Origin of the sequence: Acidovorax facilis (genome assembly GCF_050626955.1) — a bacterium.
Classification (GTDB): domain Bacteria; phylum Pseudomonadota; class Gammaproteobacteria; order Burkholderiales; family Burkholderiaceae_C; genus Acidovorax; species Acidovorax facilis.
Genome location: NZ_CP192462.1, coordinates 63,686 through 78,923, shown reverse-complemented (window position 1 = coordinate 78,923; position 15,238 = coordinate 63,686). Strand labels below are relative to the sequence as shown.

Annotated in this window: 14 protein-coding genes and 2 pseudogenes; 6 read left to right on the top strand and 10 right to left on the bottom strand. The window is 60.1% G+C overall.

Annotation, left to right across the window (positions count from 1 at the left end):
- Positions 1-3 precede the first annotated feature (3 nt).
- On the top strand, positions 4-1,614 hold the full coding sequence (locus tag ACQ4MJ_RS26370) for an AMP-binding protein (protein ID WP_431153194.1): 1,611 nt from the start codon (positions 4-6) through the stop codon (positions 1,612-1,614).
- Between the two features lie 699 nt (positions 1,615-2,313).
- Here ACQ4MJ_RS26370 and ACQ4MJ_RS26365 read toward each other — a convergent pair.
- The 4 genes and pseudogenes from ACQ4MJ_RS26365 to ACQ4MJ_RS26350 form a co-directional block, all read right to left on the bottom strand.
- Positions 2,314-2,553 (bottom strand): annotated as a pseudogene (locus tag ACQ4MJ_RS26365) (class II aldolase/adducin family protein); the annotation flags it as partial.
- Positions 2,550-3,467 carry a GntR family transcriptional regulator gene (locus ACQ4MJ_RS26360; protein WP_431153193.1) on the bottom strand — a complete coding sequence of 306 codons (918 nt, stop codon included), beginning with the start codon at positions 3,465-3,467 and terminating at the stop codon, positions 2,550-2,552. The gene ACQ4MJ_RS26360 and the pseudogene ACQ4MJ_RS26365, both read right to left, overlap by 4 nt.
- Positions 3,468-3,592: 125 nt before the next feature.
- Positions 3,593-3,802 (bottom strand): annotated as a pseudogene (locus tag ACQ4MJ_RS26355) (four-carbon acid sugar kinase family protein); the annotation flags it as partial.
- Positions 3,803-3,818: 16 nt separating this feature from the next.
- Positions 3,819-4,892, bottom strand: a complete 1,074-nt coding sequence (locus tag ACQ4MJ_RS26350) for an isocitrate/isopropylmalate dehydrogenase family protein (protein ID WP_431153192.1) — start codon at positions 4,890-4,892, stop codon at positions 3,819-3,821.
- Between the two features lie 352 nt (positions 4,893-5,244).
- On the opposite strand from ACQ4MJ_RS26350, the gene ACQ4MJ_RS26345 reads away from it, so the two are divergent.
- Positions 5,245-5,901 (top strand): Bug family tripartite tricarboxylate transporter substrate binding protein, encoded by a 657-nt coding sequence (locus ACQ4MJ_RS26345; RefSeq protein WP_431153191.1) that lies wholly within the window; start codon positions 5,245-5,247, stop codon positions 5,899-5,901.
- Positions 5,902-6,091: 190 nt separating this feature from the next.
- Here the strand turns inward: ACQ4MJ_RS26345 and ACQ4MJ_RS26340 are convergent, their stop codons facing one another.
- Positions 6,092-8,956, bottom strand: a complete 2,865-nt coding sequence (locus ACQ4MJ_RS26340) for a Tn3-like element IS1071 family transposase (protein WP_236749962.1) — start codon at positions 8,954-8,956, stop codon at positions 6,092-6,094.
- On the opposite strand from ACQ4MJ_RS26340, the gene ACQ4MJ_RS26335 reads away from it, so the two are divergent.
- Entirely contained in the window at positions 8,852-9,109 is a 258-nt protein-coding gene (locus ACQ4MJ_RS26335) for a hypothetical protein (protein ID WP_040214134.1), read from the top strand. The two genes, ACQ4MJ_RS26340 and ACQ4MJ_RS26335, sit on opposite strands and share 105 nt — an antisense overlap.
- 47 nt (positions 9,110-9,156) lie before the next feature.
- Here ACQ4MJ_RS26335 and ACQ4MJ_RS26330 read toward each other — a convergent pair whose 3' ends face one another.
- The 5 genes from ACQ4MJ_RS26330 to ACQ4MJ_RS26310 form a co-directional block, all read right to left on the bottom strand.
- Positions 9,157-10,164, bottom strand: coding sequence for a tyrosine-type recombinase/integrase (locus ACQ4MJ_RS26330; RefSeq protein WP_431153190.1), 1,008 nt, complete (start codon positions 10,162-10,164; stop codon positions 9,157-9,159).
- A gap of 371 nt (positions 10,165-10,535) precedes the next feature.
- Positions 10,536-10,985, bottom strand: coding sequence for a helix-turn-helix transcriptional regulator (locus ACQ4MJ_RS26325; RefSeq protein ID WP_431153189.1), 450 nt, complete (start codon positions 10,983-10,985; stop codon positions 10,536-10,538).
- A gap of 100 nt (positions 10,986-11,085) precedes the next feature.
- Positions 11,086-11,397, bottom strand: coding sequence for an HU family DNA-binding protein (locus ACQ4MJ_RS26320; RefSeq protein ID WP_431153188.1), 312 nt, complete (start codon positions 11,395-11,397; stop codon positions 11,086-11,088).
- Positions 11,398-11,478: 81 nt separating this feature from the next.
- A complete protein-coding gene (locus tag ACQ4MJ_RS26315) occupies positions 11,479-12,225 on the bottom strand; it encodes a DNA/RNA non-specific endonuclease (protein ID WP_431153309.1) in 747 nt (248 codons plus the stop codon).
- 148 nt (positions 12,226-12,373) lie between these two features.
- Positions 12,374-12,634, bottom strand: coding sequence for a PsiF family protein (locus tag ACQ4MJ_RS26310; RefSeq protein ID WP_431153187.1), 261 nt, complete (start codon positions 12,632-12,634; stop codon positions 12,374-12,376).
- Positions 12,635-12,779: 145 nt separating this feature from the next.
- Between ACQ4MJ_RS26310 and ACQ4MJ_RS26305 the strand changes: the two genes are divergently transcribed.
- From ACQ4MJ_RS26305 to ACQ4MJ_RS26295, 3 genes are all read left to right on the top strand, one after another.
- Positions 12,780-13,094, top strand: coding sequence for a hypothetical protein (locus tag ACQ4MJ_RS26305; RefSeq protein WP_431153186.1), 315 nt, complete (start codon positions 12,780-12,782; stop codon positions 13,092-13,094).
- A 292-nt stretch (positions 13,095-13,386) separates the two neighbouring features.
- On the top strand, positions 13,387-14,115 hold the full coding sequence (locus ACQ4MJ_RS26300) for a DUF6988 family protein (RefSeq protein ID WP_431153185.1): 729 nt from the start codon (positions 13,387-13,389) through the stop codon (positions 14,113-14,115).
- Between the two features lie 98 nt (positions 14,116-14,213).
- On the top strand, positions 14,214-15,209 hold the full coding sequence (locus ACQ4MJ_RS26295) for an SOS response-associated peptidase family protein (RefSeq protein ID WP_431153184.1): 996 nt from the start codon (positions 14,214-14,216) through the stop codon (positions 15,207-15,209).
- Positions 15,210-15,238: the final 29 nt, after the last annotated feature.

The window sequence follows — 15,238 nt, the reverse complement described above, 5'->3', positions numbered from 1 at the left end:
CGCATGCCAGTACACGACGACGACATCGACTACCTCCAGGGCGAGAAGCCTCTCCACGAGTACCTGCGCGGCCATGCGCGGCGCGTACCTGCAAAGCCTGCGCTCGCCTGGTATGGGCGCGAGATCAGCTATAGCGAGCTTGATCGCATGAGCGACGCCTTCGCGCAAGCGCTTCATGAGCGCGGCGTGGGGAAGGGGGACCGCGTGGCGCTCTTCATGCAGAACTGCCCACAGTACCTGATTGCGCACTTCGGCATTCAGAAGATAGGCGCAATCGTGAGTCCCTGCAGCCCGATGTTCAAGGCGCACGAGTTCGCCTATCAGGTCGGCGATCTGGGCGCCAAGGCGATCGTCGCGGCAGATCATCTGGTGCCGATCATGCAATCGGTCGCCGACCGAGTGAAGGTGCCGAACGTGTTCAGCGTGCGCTACGCGGATTTTCTGCCAGAGAAGCCCACGCTGCGCGTTCCCGACGAAATCGCTGCGCGGCGGCCGCTGCCCGATGGCACCATCGACTTCCATGCGACTATCACGCGCGCAGATGTTGCGGCGCCAGTGGTCGAGCTGTCGATGGACGATGTCTCGCTGATGACCTACACGTCGGGCACCACCGGCATGCCCAAGGGCGCGATGCTGAGCTATCGGAACGCGCTCTACAAGACGGCGGTGGGGCAAGAGATGTTTCGCATCCGCAGCGACGAGGTGATGCTCGCGGTTGCGCCTCTCTATCACATCGCCGGGATGATCAGTGGCGTGACGATGCTGGCATACACTGGCGCGATGGTGGTGCTGCTCAACCGCATGGACGCGCTGGCCGTGCTGCAGGCCGTCGAGCGGCATCGCGTGACCTGGTGGTTTGCCATGGCTCCGATGCTGGTAGCTTCGATGAATGAGCCCGGGGCGGAGAAGTTCGACCTGTCGACGCTGCGCACCACGATGGCGACCAGCTTTGGCATCAAGCTGACAGAAGAGCTCGCCACGCGCTGGAGCGCATTCGCCAACGGCTGCCTAGTGTACGAAGCGGGCTATGGGCTGTCCGAGACGCACACCAACGACGTGCTCATGCCCCGCGACGCGGTCCGCTGGGGCACGAACGGCGTGCCGGGGCGCGGCGTTGAGCTGAAGATCCTCGGTGCCGACGGCAGCGAAGTACCGGTGGGCGAAAGCGGCGAGATCGTGGTGCGTAGTCGAGGCGTGTTTCGCGGCTACTGGAACCGTCCGGACGCTACTGCCGAGGTCCTCCGAAATGGCTGGGTCCATACCGGGGACATCGGCCGAATGGACGAGCAAGGCTATCTCACCTTCATTGGACGGGTGAAGGAAATGATCAAGGTGTCGGGTTTCAGCGTGTTCCCCGAGGAGGTCGAGGCCATCCTGATCCTGCACCCCGAGGTGAGGCAGGTCGCCGTGATCGGCGTCCCGGACAAAGACAAGGGCGAGGTTATCAAGGCCTTTGTTGTGCCCAAGTCGAAGTCGCTCGATATCGATCAACTGCTCGGATGGGCGCGCGAGAACATGTCGCATTACAAGGTGCCTAGGCAAATCGAGTTCCGCGAGGGGCTGCCTGCCAGTGGGACTGGCAAAGTGTTGCGCAGGATGCTCAAGGAAATTTGATAGGTTCGTGTGTTGAGTCGGTCAATGCGCGGGCGAAGTGTCGCACGACGAGCTGGACCGAGTACAACGCCGCCCTCAAACGCCGAGAGTCTTTGATGGTCTGGCTCAATGCAGACCTGCAATGGCAGGCATCGCCCATTGGAAGGAAGTGACGGTCAGCCGTCTTCAATGATGCCGCGCTCCAGTTTTGCCTCACCCTCAAGTGCACGTTGAGCCATGGGTGGCGCCAGGCAACAGGGGTCCGAGAGCCAGCTGCGGTTTGCCAGATTCGATTGGCCGGTGCCTGACTAAGGCACGCTGTGCCGGCATCACCACACGTCCCAGCAGCACCGGCTCGCACCTGCTGATTCACAGCACCGGTGTGAAGATGTTGGCAGAAAGTGAATGGGAGACCATGAGGCACGGCACTGACCGCTGGCGCCGGTGGCGCAAAGTCCAGCTGGGCGTCGATACGCAGACGTTGGAGATACAGACTGCACGAACGAAAAGCAATGGATGGATGCCAGCGCGAACGCTCAGGCCTGCAACGAGATCTAGAGAGCTAGCTGAAAGCCTGAGCGGGTTATGGCACGCGACCTTGACCGGCAAGACACAGAGCTGCAAGTGCATCCTGGGCAGGTTCACCAGCCTGGGCACGCCTTGGGAAATGCGCTTGTGATAACTCCGTCTGGGGAGCTATCGACCTCAGGATGGTTTTTTCAACCGCGCCGTATTGTTCGTACGGGCACCACCCACTTGCGCGCCATCGTCACCAATGCGGGCCAGTTGTGCCGGATCCAAAAATCCCAGGCAGGCGTCGGTAGGGGTGATGAGGAAGCCACCGCCTTGCTCGGGCGCAAGGCGGGTGCTGATGTTGCCGGCCGTGGCATGCACATAGCCGCGAGCGAAGAGGCTGGCGCCCACGCGGCAGATTTCTTCGCGGGCCTGGGATTCAGTCACTCTACGCCCCCCAGCTTGGTGATGCGCGCGGTGTTCAGGTGCTGGCGGAGGAAGAGCGAGGCCTCCATGCGTTCGCCGCGCACCAACAGCTCGATCAGCTGCAGGTGCTCCTCGCACTGGCGGTGCAGGCGGGTACGGTCCAGCAGGGTGCCGTATTCGACGATGCGGCGCATCTGGTTGACGTTGCGCAGCGCATCGACCACGAAGCGGTTGCCACTGCCCGCAGCCACGGTTTCATGGAAGTGGCTGCCCGCCTGGAACAATTGGGCCGGCGTGCACTGTTCGATACCCCCATCGAGCAGCTCCTGCTGTTCGCGGCGGCAGCGCTCCAGCTCAGCCAGGTCGACCGCGTAGCCGGGTTCAAGGATGGCCGCGGGCTCCAGCATCATGCGAAAGCGGTAGCTCTCGCGGTGCGATTCGACGTTGGTGAGCATGCGGCGAAAGACCCAGCCGCGCCCGGGCTTGCGGTCCACCAGGCCATCCTTGGCCATGGTGTTGAGCAGGCGTTGCACCTGGGGGCGGGCCAGGCCATAGCGGGCCATGAGGTCGGCCTCCGTCACCTCCTGCTCGATGTGGCCCTTGATGCGGTCGCTGGCGATGCGCATATAGGCGTCTTCCGAAGGCGCCGCTGTATCGGCCAGGTCCAGGCCCGCCAGGTCGCGCGCATCCCGGGCCAACTGGAAGCCTCGGTTGGGGCTGGAGTTCACCACCTCTGCGGCCTCCAGGAACTGCAGCGCCTTGCGCACGGGCGAGCGTGAGACGCCCAGCTCATCGCACAGCGACTGCTCTGTGAGCCGGTAGCCCTTGGGCAGCTCTTCCCGGCGCACGATGTCGAGGATCTGGGCTGCCAGCTTGGGAATCAGCGGACTGACGTTTCCGGAAGGGGCGGCCGGGGCAGCGGCGGTGGAGGGCATGGTGCGAACGTGGTTGTATGGGGATCAGGTCAGCAGGTCGAAGGCCCGGGTGAAGAAGTCCACGGCACCGAAGTTGCCGGACTTCAGGGTCACGTGGAGGCCATTGGCGCTAGCCTACCGCGATTCAGCGCGGCCGAGGACTGTGCTACGGCCTCCTCTGCCGCGATGGTGCGCGACTTCAGCGCGATCACGATGGCATCGACCTCCCTCCCGATCTGCTCGGTGGGTACACCGATGGTCTGCACCACCCGCATGCCGCTTCGCACCAGGTTGCTGGCAAGGTCGGTCGCACCGGTGAAGTCATCGGCGATGCAACCCAGAAAGGGGGGAGTCATAGGTATAGTTCCCCGCTCAGGCGTTTGTCACGGCATCCGCCACTGCGGAGGCAAAGGCCTTGCAGCCAGTGCTGCCGCCGATGTCGGCGGTGCGAGTGGCCGGGTTCTCAAGCACCTTGTCCACCGCAGTCTCAATGGCTTTGGCCGCCTGGTTGAGCTTGGCGTCGCCGCGCTTGTCACCCAGCCAGGCCACCATCATCGCGACGGACAGGATCATGGATGTGGGGTTGGCTTTGTCCTGACCCGCGATGGTAGGTGCCGATCCGTGCTGCGCCTGGGCGCAGCAGTTCGTATCGCTGGCCATGATGGAGCCCGCCAGGCCCAGGCTGCCCGATAGCTCGCTGCACAGGTCCGACAGGATGTCGCCGTAGAAATTGGTGGCTACCAGCACGTCGAAGCGTTCGGGTTCCTTGACCAGGTGGGCGGTGGAAGCGTCCACCAGGAGGTCGTCCAGCACCACCTCGGGGAAATCTTTGGCCACGTGGCGCACGGCTTCCAGGAACAGGCCGTCCGTCATGTGGAAGCTGTTGGCTTTGTGGATAGCGGTGACATGCTTCTTGCGGGTCATCGCCAACTCAAAAGCGCGGCGCGCGATGCGCTCGCTGCAGTGGCGGGTGATCTTGCGGGTGGACAGCGCCATGTCGGGGCTGGGCATGACCTCGCCCCAGCCGCGCGACATGTTGCGGTCCGGGTAGAAGCCTTCGGTGGCCTCGCGCATGATGACCAGATCCATGGTCTTGCCTTCGCGCATGTTGGACTGCAGGAAGGGGCGGGTGCGTGCGGGGCGCACGTTGGCGTACAGGTCCAGCCCGATGCGGTAGGCCGCGGAGACGTTGCGCCCGCCCTTCTCTGGCGGCGGGTAGTCGGCATGCGATTGCGTGCCCAGGATGATGCCGTCGTAGGTCTTGGAGCGTTCCAGCAGTTCGTCGCGGACGGTGACACCGTATTTTGCGAGGCTGGAGAAGCCCAGATCCTCATAGTCGAACTGGAAGTCGAGGCCGAAGCGCGTGCTTGCGGCGGTCAGTACGCGCACGGATGCGTCGACGATCTCGGGGCCGATGCCGTCGCAGGGCAGAACGATGAATTTCACGAAGGTCTCCAGTCAGTTGCGGGTAGGGGTGAGGGAATTGGTAGTGGCAGTGCGTGCCGCGACGGCGTGCCGCAGCAGGTGTACGACGCTATAGGGCTTGCTGCATTGGCACGACAGCAAGCGGTGTTGAATGCACTAAAACAATTTTTGGTTCATTACTAAGCGCGAAATATGACGATTTCAGGTCAGCTTGCATTGTATAAAGTAATTATAAAATACAAAATGATGCTGCACACAGTCTATCAACCATAGAGAGAAAACGGAGTATTTGACCGACCCTTTGCGGCTGCGCAAGAGCTGTTTGGCCGCACGCACAACGCTAGCGGCTTCAGCCTGCCTTACCAATACGGACATGGCAGCCAGCTATCCCAACAAGCCCATCACCTTCGTCGTTCCCTATGCGGCCGGCGGAAGCTCCGACACGCGCTCACGCCAGATCGCGACCAAGCTTGCAGTCGCCTATGGCCAACCGGTAGTGGTCGAGAATCGGCCAGGTGCGGGTGGCAACATCGGCACGGAGTACATCGCCAAAGCCAAGGCCGATGGCTATGTAATCGGGCTAGGCAACTTCGCGCCGCTGGCGGTCAACAAAGCGCTGTTCCGAAAGCTCAACTACGACCCTGCGACCGATCTGGTACCCATCGTGATGATCGAGAAGGGGCCACTGGTCATCTCGGTGCCGCAGTCGTCCCCGTTCAAAACCGTCAAGGACGTGGTCGCTGCGGCCAAAGCGAAGCCGAAAACGTTGAGCTTTGCTTCGGGCGGGATCGGTGGATCACACCACCTTGCGGGTGAGTTGTTCCAGGAAGCTGCTGGCATCGAGTTGACGCATATCGCCTACAAAGGCGGTGCGCCCGCGACCAACGACCTGATCGCGGGAACCGTGAACATCATGTTCGAGTGGATCTCCGCGGTGATGCCCTACGTGTCGGGCAGCGAGCCAAGGCTACGGCCGCTGGCCATTACCAGTACCCAGCGTTCGCCGCTGCTCAAGGACGTCCCCACCTAGGGTGCACTGGATGTACGACACGTGTGCGTTGGAACCCGGAACGACTCGGGGTCTCCTCGTTTTCAGTGCAATAAGTGACGGTACGAAAAGCTAGCACTGGCGCGGAGGTGGTGTTGGTAGATCGTTGATTTCATTGACTTTCCTGTTCACTTTCAAATCTGCGATTCGTGGCGTCAAACCGTGGTCGGTTTCATCCATTGGTGCCAGTTATCGATGCATTTGGCCGCGAAGGCAGGATTTGGTCAGCATAGCGGTCAACCGGGAAGCGAAACACACCCCGCAAGTTGATGCTCTCCAGCCTGGTGGGCGCAATCTTCCCGATCAGTTCCGGTGGAATGACCTGGCGGCGGTTCGACCAGCGATCCAGGACCGCCTGCATCTGTGAGGTATTCCACGCCATCACGATGTTGGCCATCAGGCTCAACGCATCGGCCACAGCCTGCATTTCATCGACACGTTTGGCCTGCGCCGGGCTGATCCGGCCGGTATAAATGGCGCGCTTGAGGGCGTTAACAGCCTCGCCCCGATTGAGCACCCGGCGCAACTCGTTCCTGAAAGCGTCCTTGACAAAGTAGTCAGCCAAAAACGCCGTACGCAGCAACCGCCCCAATTGCACGCCAGCCTCATAGATTGGATCGCCCTGGGCGGCAGAACCGAACCGCGCAAGAGCTGCCACCGCACTGGCATGTCCGCTCATGACCGAGGCTGCCAGGTGCACCAGACTATCCCAATGCTTTTCGATCAAAGCGACGTCGACATTGGCTTCGCACACCGCAGCGATTTCTGCGGGCACTTTGGTGCCGCGTGGCACAAAGAGGTGGCGCTGTTTGAGTTCCTTCAACCGCGGGCAAAGATCAAAACCAAGCAAACGGGCATGTGACATGGCAAAGTCGGTGTAGCCATGGGTATCCACAGCAAGCTGGCTGGTCTCCAGCTTTTCTTGGCGGATGACACCTTCAATGGCCACGCCCGCCTGGCGCTCATTGAGCACAAAGGGCTGCGCATGGAAGATGCCCCACCGGTCTTTTACATGGGAGTAGATTCCAATGGAAGGTGTGTTGCGCCGAGGATCAAGCCGGGCTTGCCACACCCGTTTGGTGGTCTCCATGCTCATCATGTCAGAAGATGCCAAATCGGACCGCCCCCAGGTGGCGGCAATCGGGTGTCGCTGCATGAATTCCAGCACAGCCTGGCAGGCCTGGCTCAGACGCCGTTCGTCCCGCGCCCAGCGCATGGCCTGGCGAATGCTGGTGGCAGACAATTGCGGAATCATGCGCGCGCATTCGACCGCAGTCAGACTGGTGCCGTGGGCCATGATGCCGGCATAGACCATCAGCAGCTCGTCGGTAGAGCGCGGCTCACGTCCGAGCATGATCCAGCTAAAGCGCACCTGGGCGTCAACGGCCAGAATCACTTCCGGCAATTGAACCTCACCGATGCGGTGATCCAAAGCCGCGCGCAGCTTGGTCACTTCTGGGTCTTCGTCCTCTGCGGGCAATGGCGACAAATGGAGTTCATCATCCACGCGCAGTACGCCACTGCGGGCTGCAGCGGCCACCGCATCGACACCGGCAGTTACTCTGGCCAGCAAAGGCTTCAAGAAAGTGGCAGCCTTGCTGGGTAACGATAGACGGGCATAGTGTTTCTTGGACTCTGCCTGCCAACGCTCGTCCGTGAAGAACAAGCGCGCACGACCCCGAAAGCTCAGGCTGTGCTCAATCCAGACCGAGCCATTGCGCACCGCGCGGCGCAGGGCAAACAGGGTGGCCACCTCCAACGCCTGAAACGCCCGTTCCCGGTCTGGGCTGGAGATCGAAACCTGCCAGATCATTCCCAGACTTGGTGCCACCACTTCAACTGGCAGCTTTCTGGATCCTTTGAGATATAAAGCTTGCAGCTTGGCAAGGTACTCGATGGCAGGATGCTCGCCGGTGGCCTGCCAGGGCAGCTTTGCAATGGCGACGAGCAACGACCGCACGGGGCGAATTCCATCAATCAATCCCTCGCGGACCAGGGAGGCCCTGCTCGGTGGTTTGCGTTTCTGGGTTTCGGTGATCAAGGCTTCAAGACGGGCACGCAACTCAGCATCTGGCACCGCACCTTGCGCGCTCAAGGCAACAAGTTCGCCGAGCAGCGTTTTGTACATTGCGGCCCAATTGACGGTAGCGGGGACATCGGCGGCAGCCTGACGCCACAGATCGGCGATCCGGCGCTGCACCATAAGGATCAACTGGTCTGTGGTGGTGAACAGGCAATACCGAAGAAAGCATGCGACCTCCACGGTGCGCGCTGGCTCTTTGATCTTGGCTCCGGCTGAGGGCGGCCTGGAGACAAGTCGGCGCGCGTAGCGGCGCAAGATGAGATCGGGGATGTCTGCCAGGTGCTTATGAACGTCCAGCGTGTAAAGCAGGTCGATGCGCTCCAGTACCTCGCTGATTTGGCGGGTTGAGTGTTTCGCCGGTGCAGCCCATAGCCAACTCTGCTGGGTTTGTCCATCTGGGCGCAGCTCTGAAACTGAGGCTCGCCAGCGATCAAGTGTTGCTGGATCAACGCTGGCGGCGATGGCGGTGCCTGTTTCAACTTCAAGCTGGGCAAGTGCCGCCGCAATCAGTGTCCGAATTGCCCGCTCGTGCACGATCACCAGCTTGTTCTTGTACAGCCATTGACGCGCCCGCACGAGTAGCTGATCGCGGTCGGCGCAGCGCGCCACTTCGTCGCGCAGTTCACGTACCAGTGAGCGGCGCTGGTGCTCGCTCATCCACTGGAATCCAAGGACCGTGCAGGCTACTTGTTGGTGATCGAATAGCGTGCGCCCGCGTTCATACATGGCTCTCAGCGAGGCGACTTCTGGTGCTGCAATGCCAAGCTCGTTGCCAAGGTGGCGCCACAAGGCTACTGGAATTACCCGAAAGGCACCGAGCAAACGCCCACTCATGCGCAGGAAACCAATATGGAGCGCCAGACCAAGCTTGTGGGAATCACCTCGGCGTGCATTGATTGCGTCGCGCTCGGCACCATCGAAGGTGAAAAATGCCTTCATCTCGAAGTCGCTGATATCGCGGGGGAGCCCACGCATCCCCAAAAACGTTGTGTGCCAACCCTGCATCGTGAACCTCAAAAGTGGGAGGCCACCATACCCGTTTACAAAGCGAACAGGAAAGTCAATGAAATCAACGGTCTACCCAGACCACCCCCGCGCCAGTGCTAGCTTTGCGTACCGTCACTTATTGCACTGAAAACGAGGAGACCCCGTCGTCAGCTTTGCACGTGATCGCGTGCATTTACGGCCTGAACGAGCCGTCGCAGTCCCTTTGGGCTCTTGATTCCCACGAATTGAATGACTTCAACCTCAGGGTGGCCCCGATTCAACATGTGGACGATGAAAGTGTTTCTCAGAACCTGTGGGCCTACACGTTTTGGCTCTTGGCCGGGAGAAGCTCCACGGCTGGCAGCCATCACGCAGGCGCTCACTGCGGAGAACAGCACCGAGACTGCCAGGGCCGTTCCTCGATTTGAGACGAACAGCCATTCTGATGAGGCAGCCTTAGCGCTATGCGATCGCCATTCCAGCCAGCGCCGTAGCGCCTGGCTCAACCCGAGCGACAGCAAAAGCGTACGACTTTGATTGGCGCGTTTTCCTTGAATGTGCAGTGAAAACGGCGTGGGCCCTTGGGACGCGTCCGTCCCGTTGAATGTGATGTCTTCAGGCCGTAGGTGTCGGACTTCCTCTGGTGCAAGTGCGAGTTCGTAGAGCAGGAGAAGAACTGCGCGATCTCGGATCTCGTACATCGACTCGCCGGAGGGGAAAAATGAAGGGAGCGCATGCCAGATCGGATCCGACAGGACATGCCCTAGTTGGGAAGAGGGTGCGGGCTTTTCCTCAATGGAGAGTTCTGAGGCTGGATTTTCAGTGATCCACTTCTGAGCCAACGCGAAGGAATACACGCGCTCGAGAACTCTCCAATACCTTCGCCTGGTTACCTCGCTGATCGACCTTGCTGGATTGTGAGACGCCTTCTGGCCTGCGCGGGGCTGAAGGAACTGCACCACATGCTCTCGCTTCGCTTGGTGCCAGGCAAGTGTTCGGATCGAAGATCCGTTTTCGGAGACGAGCAAGACGGACGACAGATCCTTCAGCCATGACTCCCAAATTGCTTGGTACGGGCCTGCTGATTTGAGCTGTAGCGGGTCGTTTGTTTTTGTCGACTCTTTCCTCAACCATTGCTGAAAGAGTTCTCTGCCGTCTGGTGGATGTTCAACCATATGTCAAAACTAAACTTACATGACTTGAGCTTGTTGAGTGTGTTTGCTGATTGGCAGTCGCGTGCGTTGATACATGCTTTTAGCTCAAGTCATGTAAGTTTAGTTCAATTGGCTAAGGTTAGATCCGCAGATATCGAGCTGCGTGCATTGCAGGCACGTCGCCGGAGAGACTTGCATGACCTATGGCCGAAGTTCTCGGTCCCAGCCAAGTACCTGAAGAAGCCCTACGTTGCGAGATTGCTTGAGGGCTCTGTTGCTAAGCGAGTGACGTCGTGCAAGCGCCAATGCACGATGGTGTCAAACTCGGCGTTGCCCCAAGGATGGCGGCGCGCGAATGGACTCGCTAGTTGCAGCGCATCCGTCGGTACACGCTACTGGCCTTCGGCGAGTATGGCGAGCGCCTTCCTCTTCCCAACATCAAGAACTGTCCGAATTCTCTCCAGTTGCGCCGCACGGGGACGTGATTTGCCAGACTCCCATCTCGGGAGTGACTGCGGCGACACCTCCAATAGCTTGGCCATGTCTTTCGCTGTGATCCCCAGCTCGGCGCGTTTTGCGGTCAGTGCTTCCGGTTTGAAGACCCACTTTCTCCCTCCTTTGCGCACCGAGGGCGCCTCTTCCTCGAGTTGCGGCGGAGGAGCCTTGACCAACCGCTGAGCCGCCTTGAGTTGAGACGTCAAAGTCTTCACTTCGCGCTTGAGCGCAGCGATCTCCGAACGATGCGAAGTCAGCGCTTTGCGCATGCCCTGTAGTTCAGGCTTGAGCTCTTTACGAGCCATCCGAACGACCTCAGAGCGGAATGCATTGGAGAAGGTAGTCAAGGCGGATTGTGTACCAGCCGGCGCAAGCAGACATCGCCTGCGCAGAAATGAAAAAGACCGCCACGGCTGCGGGCCTGGCGGTCTTGTGTGTCATGGGCAATTACTTGCCAGCCTTCTCGGCCTTGCGCTTTGCAGCTTTGGGGTCTACCACTGCCTTGAACTTGGCGCCGGCCACGAACTTGGGCACGGTAGCGGCTGGAATCTTGATGGCTTCGCCGGTGGAAGGATTCTTGCCGGTGCGTGCTGCGCGCTTGGCAGCCTTGAACGTGCCAAAGCCCACGAGCTGAACCGCATCGTCCTTCTTCACAGCAGTCTGGATGGTGTCGATGAGGGTTTCGAGGATGGCGCCTGCTGCGACCTTGGACAGGTCATGCTTGGCGGCAAGGATTTCGACGAGATCAGCGCGATTCATGGTTTTGCACAGAAATGATGGAAAGGCGATTTATAGCGCACTTGCATCTGGCGCTCTCTGCGCCAACATTCCTCCACGGCCTCAATGTTGAGGATTCAGCTTGGGCAGGAAATCGATGCCAGTGCGTTTGACCAACTCCTGGTAGCTGATCGGGGGACCGACTCGTTCACCTTCTCGGTTGGCCTGCCAGTGGGCCCAAGCGCGCTGCGTTGTGGCGTCGTACACCAGCTTGTACAGGTAGGTGGGGACCTTCACCGCATTGCGCCCAATCACTGGGCTCGCGGGTGTGAAAACCGGCCCGGTGATCACGTAGACATCCCCCTTGGCTCTGAGCACGTAGCGCCTGGTGTCCTGCTCGATTTTGGCCCAAGCTCCTCCGTTGTGCTGGATGTCCTGGGGCACCATGTTGGCCAACGAGAAGCTTTGCGCCATGGAGGTCGGAGTGGACATGTCCCCAGCAGGTGCCATGTGACCGCGCGAATAGCCAGAGCGCTTGTAGTCATCCAATTCCGCACGCTCGCTCTCAGGCAGGCGCGCGTCGGCAAAGAACCTGTCTGAGCGTTTGTGGTCGGCAGCTTCGATGGACTTTCTGCTGAGGCGCTGGGCCACGTAGACGGGGGTATGGGTACCACCATCGTGCAAGATCGCAAAAGCCTCGTAGCAGAGCTCTCGGAGCCGCGGTGCTGGTGCTAGCGCTGGCGGCGTCGAGCGCGCAAAGAACTGTGGGCACTGGGCGAAGCTGGTGGGTTGGGGAACGAGGAGGGCGGAGCTGTCAAAGCCATGGCCCGAGGAGCGTGCCGAAACAGCGCCGGTAAGACCCAGGACCAGGGCCGTGGCCACGAACAGACCGCGTGGCCAAGAAGAAAGCAGATTCACGTTGTGCGTCGTTGAAGGAAACGGCGCATTGAACCACCCTTGGCCAGCCCGCGCTGGCCGAAAGGGCAGCATAAAGCAGGGTCTTACAGAGAGGTGAACTTCATTTCTTGAGGCACTCACTCATGAACTTCTTGCGCTCATCTCCCTTTTTGCCTGTCGCGTCTGCGTTGCACGACTTCATGCGCTCCTGCTGGCGCTTCTTTCCGTCGCTCAGGCAGGTCTTCATGAAGGCCTTGCGTTCATCGCCTTTCTTGCCCGTGGCCTCGGTATTGCAGGTGCCCATCAGGTTCTGCTGGGCGGTTTGGGCGTGGGCGGCAGCGAAGGTCAGGGCCAGGATGGCCAAGGTTAGGATTTTGCGCATGGGTACTCCGGTGTTGTAGGTCGTTGTGGAGCCAGCCGCAAGTGCTGGCCTGGAAATTCCAGCACAAGGTGCTTAAGGCCGCAATGCGCTGAACTACCACCCTCAACTTACCGACGAGGCCGGGTGCGGCTACACGCCGTAGCGCTTGTTCCCACCGCTGGTGATGCAGTACCGGCCGCCCCTGGGGCCGACGCAGACCTTTCCGCCGCCGCAAGGGCAACCCCCGACACTGGATGAAGCGGAGGCAGACTTGCGCGAAGCATCGGGCGAAGATTTGGCGCTGGAGGACCTGTCTACAACTGACGACTTTGGCGCTGCTGCCGCTGTTCCCGCCAGCAAAGAAGCGCTGGAGCCCGCGTTCTTTGATGTGCAGCGGCTGAAAGCGGATTCTGACGCCCATCCGAACTCGCTTCCGGATTGGACACCTACCCAGCCACTGATGCGCGTTGCGACGGAGTAGCTTCGTCCCTTCACCACTTGCAGCTTGGCGGGAGACTTTGGGCCTTGGTCCGGGTGGGCAGCATATGCCGCCGTGTCCTTGGTTGCGCAGAGCTCTTCAGCAGTTGCTCCAATGCCAACGCAGACGCACAAGATCCCCAACAGCAGTTTGAACATGTATCTCCTCCCTCGAATTCATTCTGTGGAGTTGTCCGAAGGGCTGCAAGGGGGAAAACTACCGGTCGCAATTGAGGTGCATCAAGCCAGGCCAGGGGCTACTCTCGGGGCGCCAGTCAGGCCCATCGTTGCAACCTATGACTACCTCTCACGCAGACCCATCCACCGACGAAGACGCTCTTTCAACGCTCCTTGACCGATCTGACGAGTTCGAGGACGCCATCGTCGATTGCTACCCCGCTTCAGGATATTTGCTAGCGCACGACACACAGCAAAGCCAACTGGTTGCTGGGGCCTGTCTGCTGTGCATTGAACACGCAAGCGTGGTCCGCTCGGCGTTCGAGGTGGACGCGCCGAATTCGGCCTCCGGTGTTCTGAGACTACAGTACGAGGCGTTGCTGCGAGCAGCCTGGCTCCGATGGGTCGCCAATGCTGATCAGATTGCCAAGTTGGCCTGTGACCTCGATCTTGCGTCAGAGAAGGCTGCGAAGAATCTCCCTGGTCTCATGGACATGCTGGCACGGGTAGTCCAAGTGGGGCCTGCGGGTATGACGGCCCACTTGGCAGAGTTCAATGAATACTCACGTCATGCGCTCAACTCGTATGTCCATACCGGCATCCATCCGCTTCGCCGGGTGCGCGATGGCTTTCCGAGTGAGATGGCGCTTGCACTCATCCGCATGTCCAACGGCTTGATGCACCTGGCCTACCGGATGCTTGCGGAGCTTTCCGGATCTCAACGCAGAATGAATCGGGTCACACACCTCTACAAAGACTTCAGCGATTGCTGTCCGATGACGCCAGGGTGGCCGAATAGGGATGGAAGTCAAAGCACCTCTCCGAAAGGCTCTGGTACGCCAATCTGAGTCAGTGGGTGAACGATCAAGCCGCAGAGGCTCTGCGGGAGTGCTTGTTCTTGAACTCTGGAGGCACGGCATACTGCAGCCAACCCAGGGAGAGCGTGATGTGCTACAGCGCGATGGTCCGAGCGGACTACCAGAACTTCGTCCGGGAGTACGGCGCGAAGATGAGCATCAAGGATTTCTACGAGATCTTCTGGCGGCGCCTCGAGGACCGGAAGCTCGATGTAGTTCGCAGCGCTGAGATGGCCTTCGCCACGCCGCAGACGGAGGACGAGCGTGCGGTCAAAGACCTGATTGCCAAGCACGCCGCAGCCAAGATGGCCGAGCTCACAGAGGACCTGGAGAAGCAGAAGGCGCGCCTGGTGACCGCGGAGGCCAAGCTGCTCAAGAAGGTCACCAAGCTTGCGACCAACGATAGACGCGTCGCGCTCAAGAAGATTCCCTGGCTACAAGGTCTCATCGACAACCTGCAGCGCACCTATGCGCTTGCCAGTGACGCCCGCTTCTTCCCAGGTGAGTTTGTTCCCATGATGCTGATGCAGGATGGAGAACGCATCTTGAAGCCCATGCGCTTTCGGCTTCGACCACCACATGTGCCACCGTCCTTCGACAAAGAGTACGACGGGACATACAACGCTAGACGGAACAAGCTCAAAGGCTTCTGGCGGGAGCAATACACCAATTGCCGCGGAGTGGTCATCTTGACCAACTTCTATGAGCACGTCCACCGGCATATGGCCGAAGGACGCAAGCTGGCCCCAGGTGAGCTCGTGAAAGTTGCGGTAGTGGAATTTCGACCTGAGCCCGAACAGTACCTGCATGCGGCTTGCGTGTGGGCAAGGTGGACAGGGCAGGGTGAGCCAGAGCTACTGTCCTTCGCGCTTATCACAGACGAACCTCCGCCTGAAGTGCTTGCGGCCGGTCATGACAGGTGCATCATCCCTTTGCGCCGCGAAGACATCGACGCCTGGTTAGACCCAGAGCAACATGACCTTGACGTGCTGGATGCAATCCTGGATAGCAGGGTCCGGCCTTACTTCAACCATGTGATCGTAGACGGGTCCGACGCCGCAGGAGAGCCTGATTCTGAGCGTTGAGAGTCTTGTCGGTCGCCACGAGCGGTAAG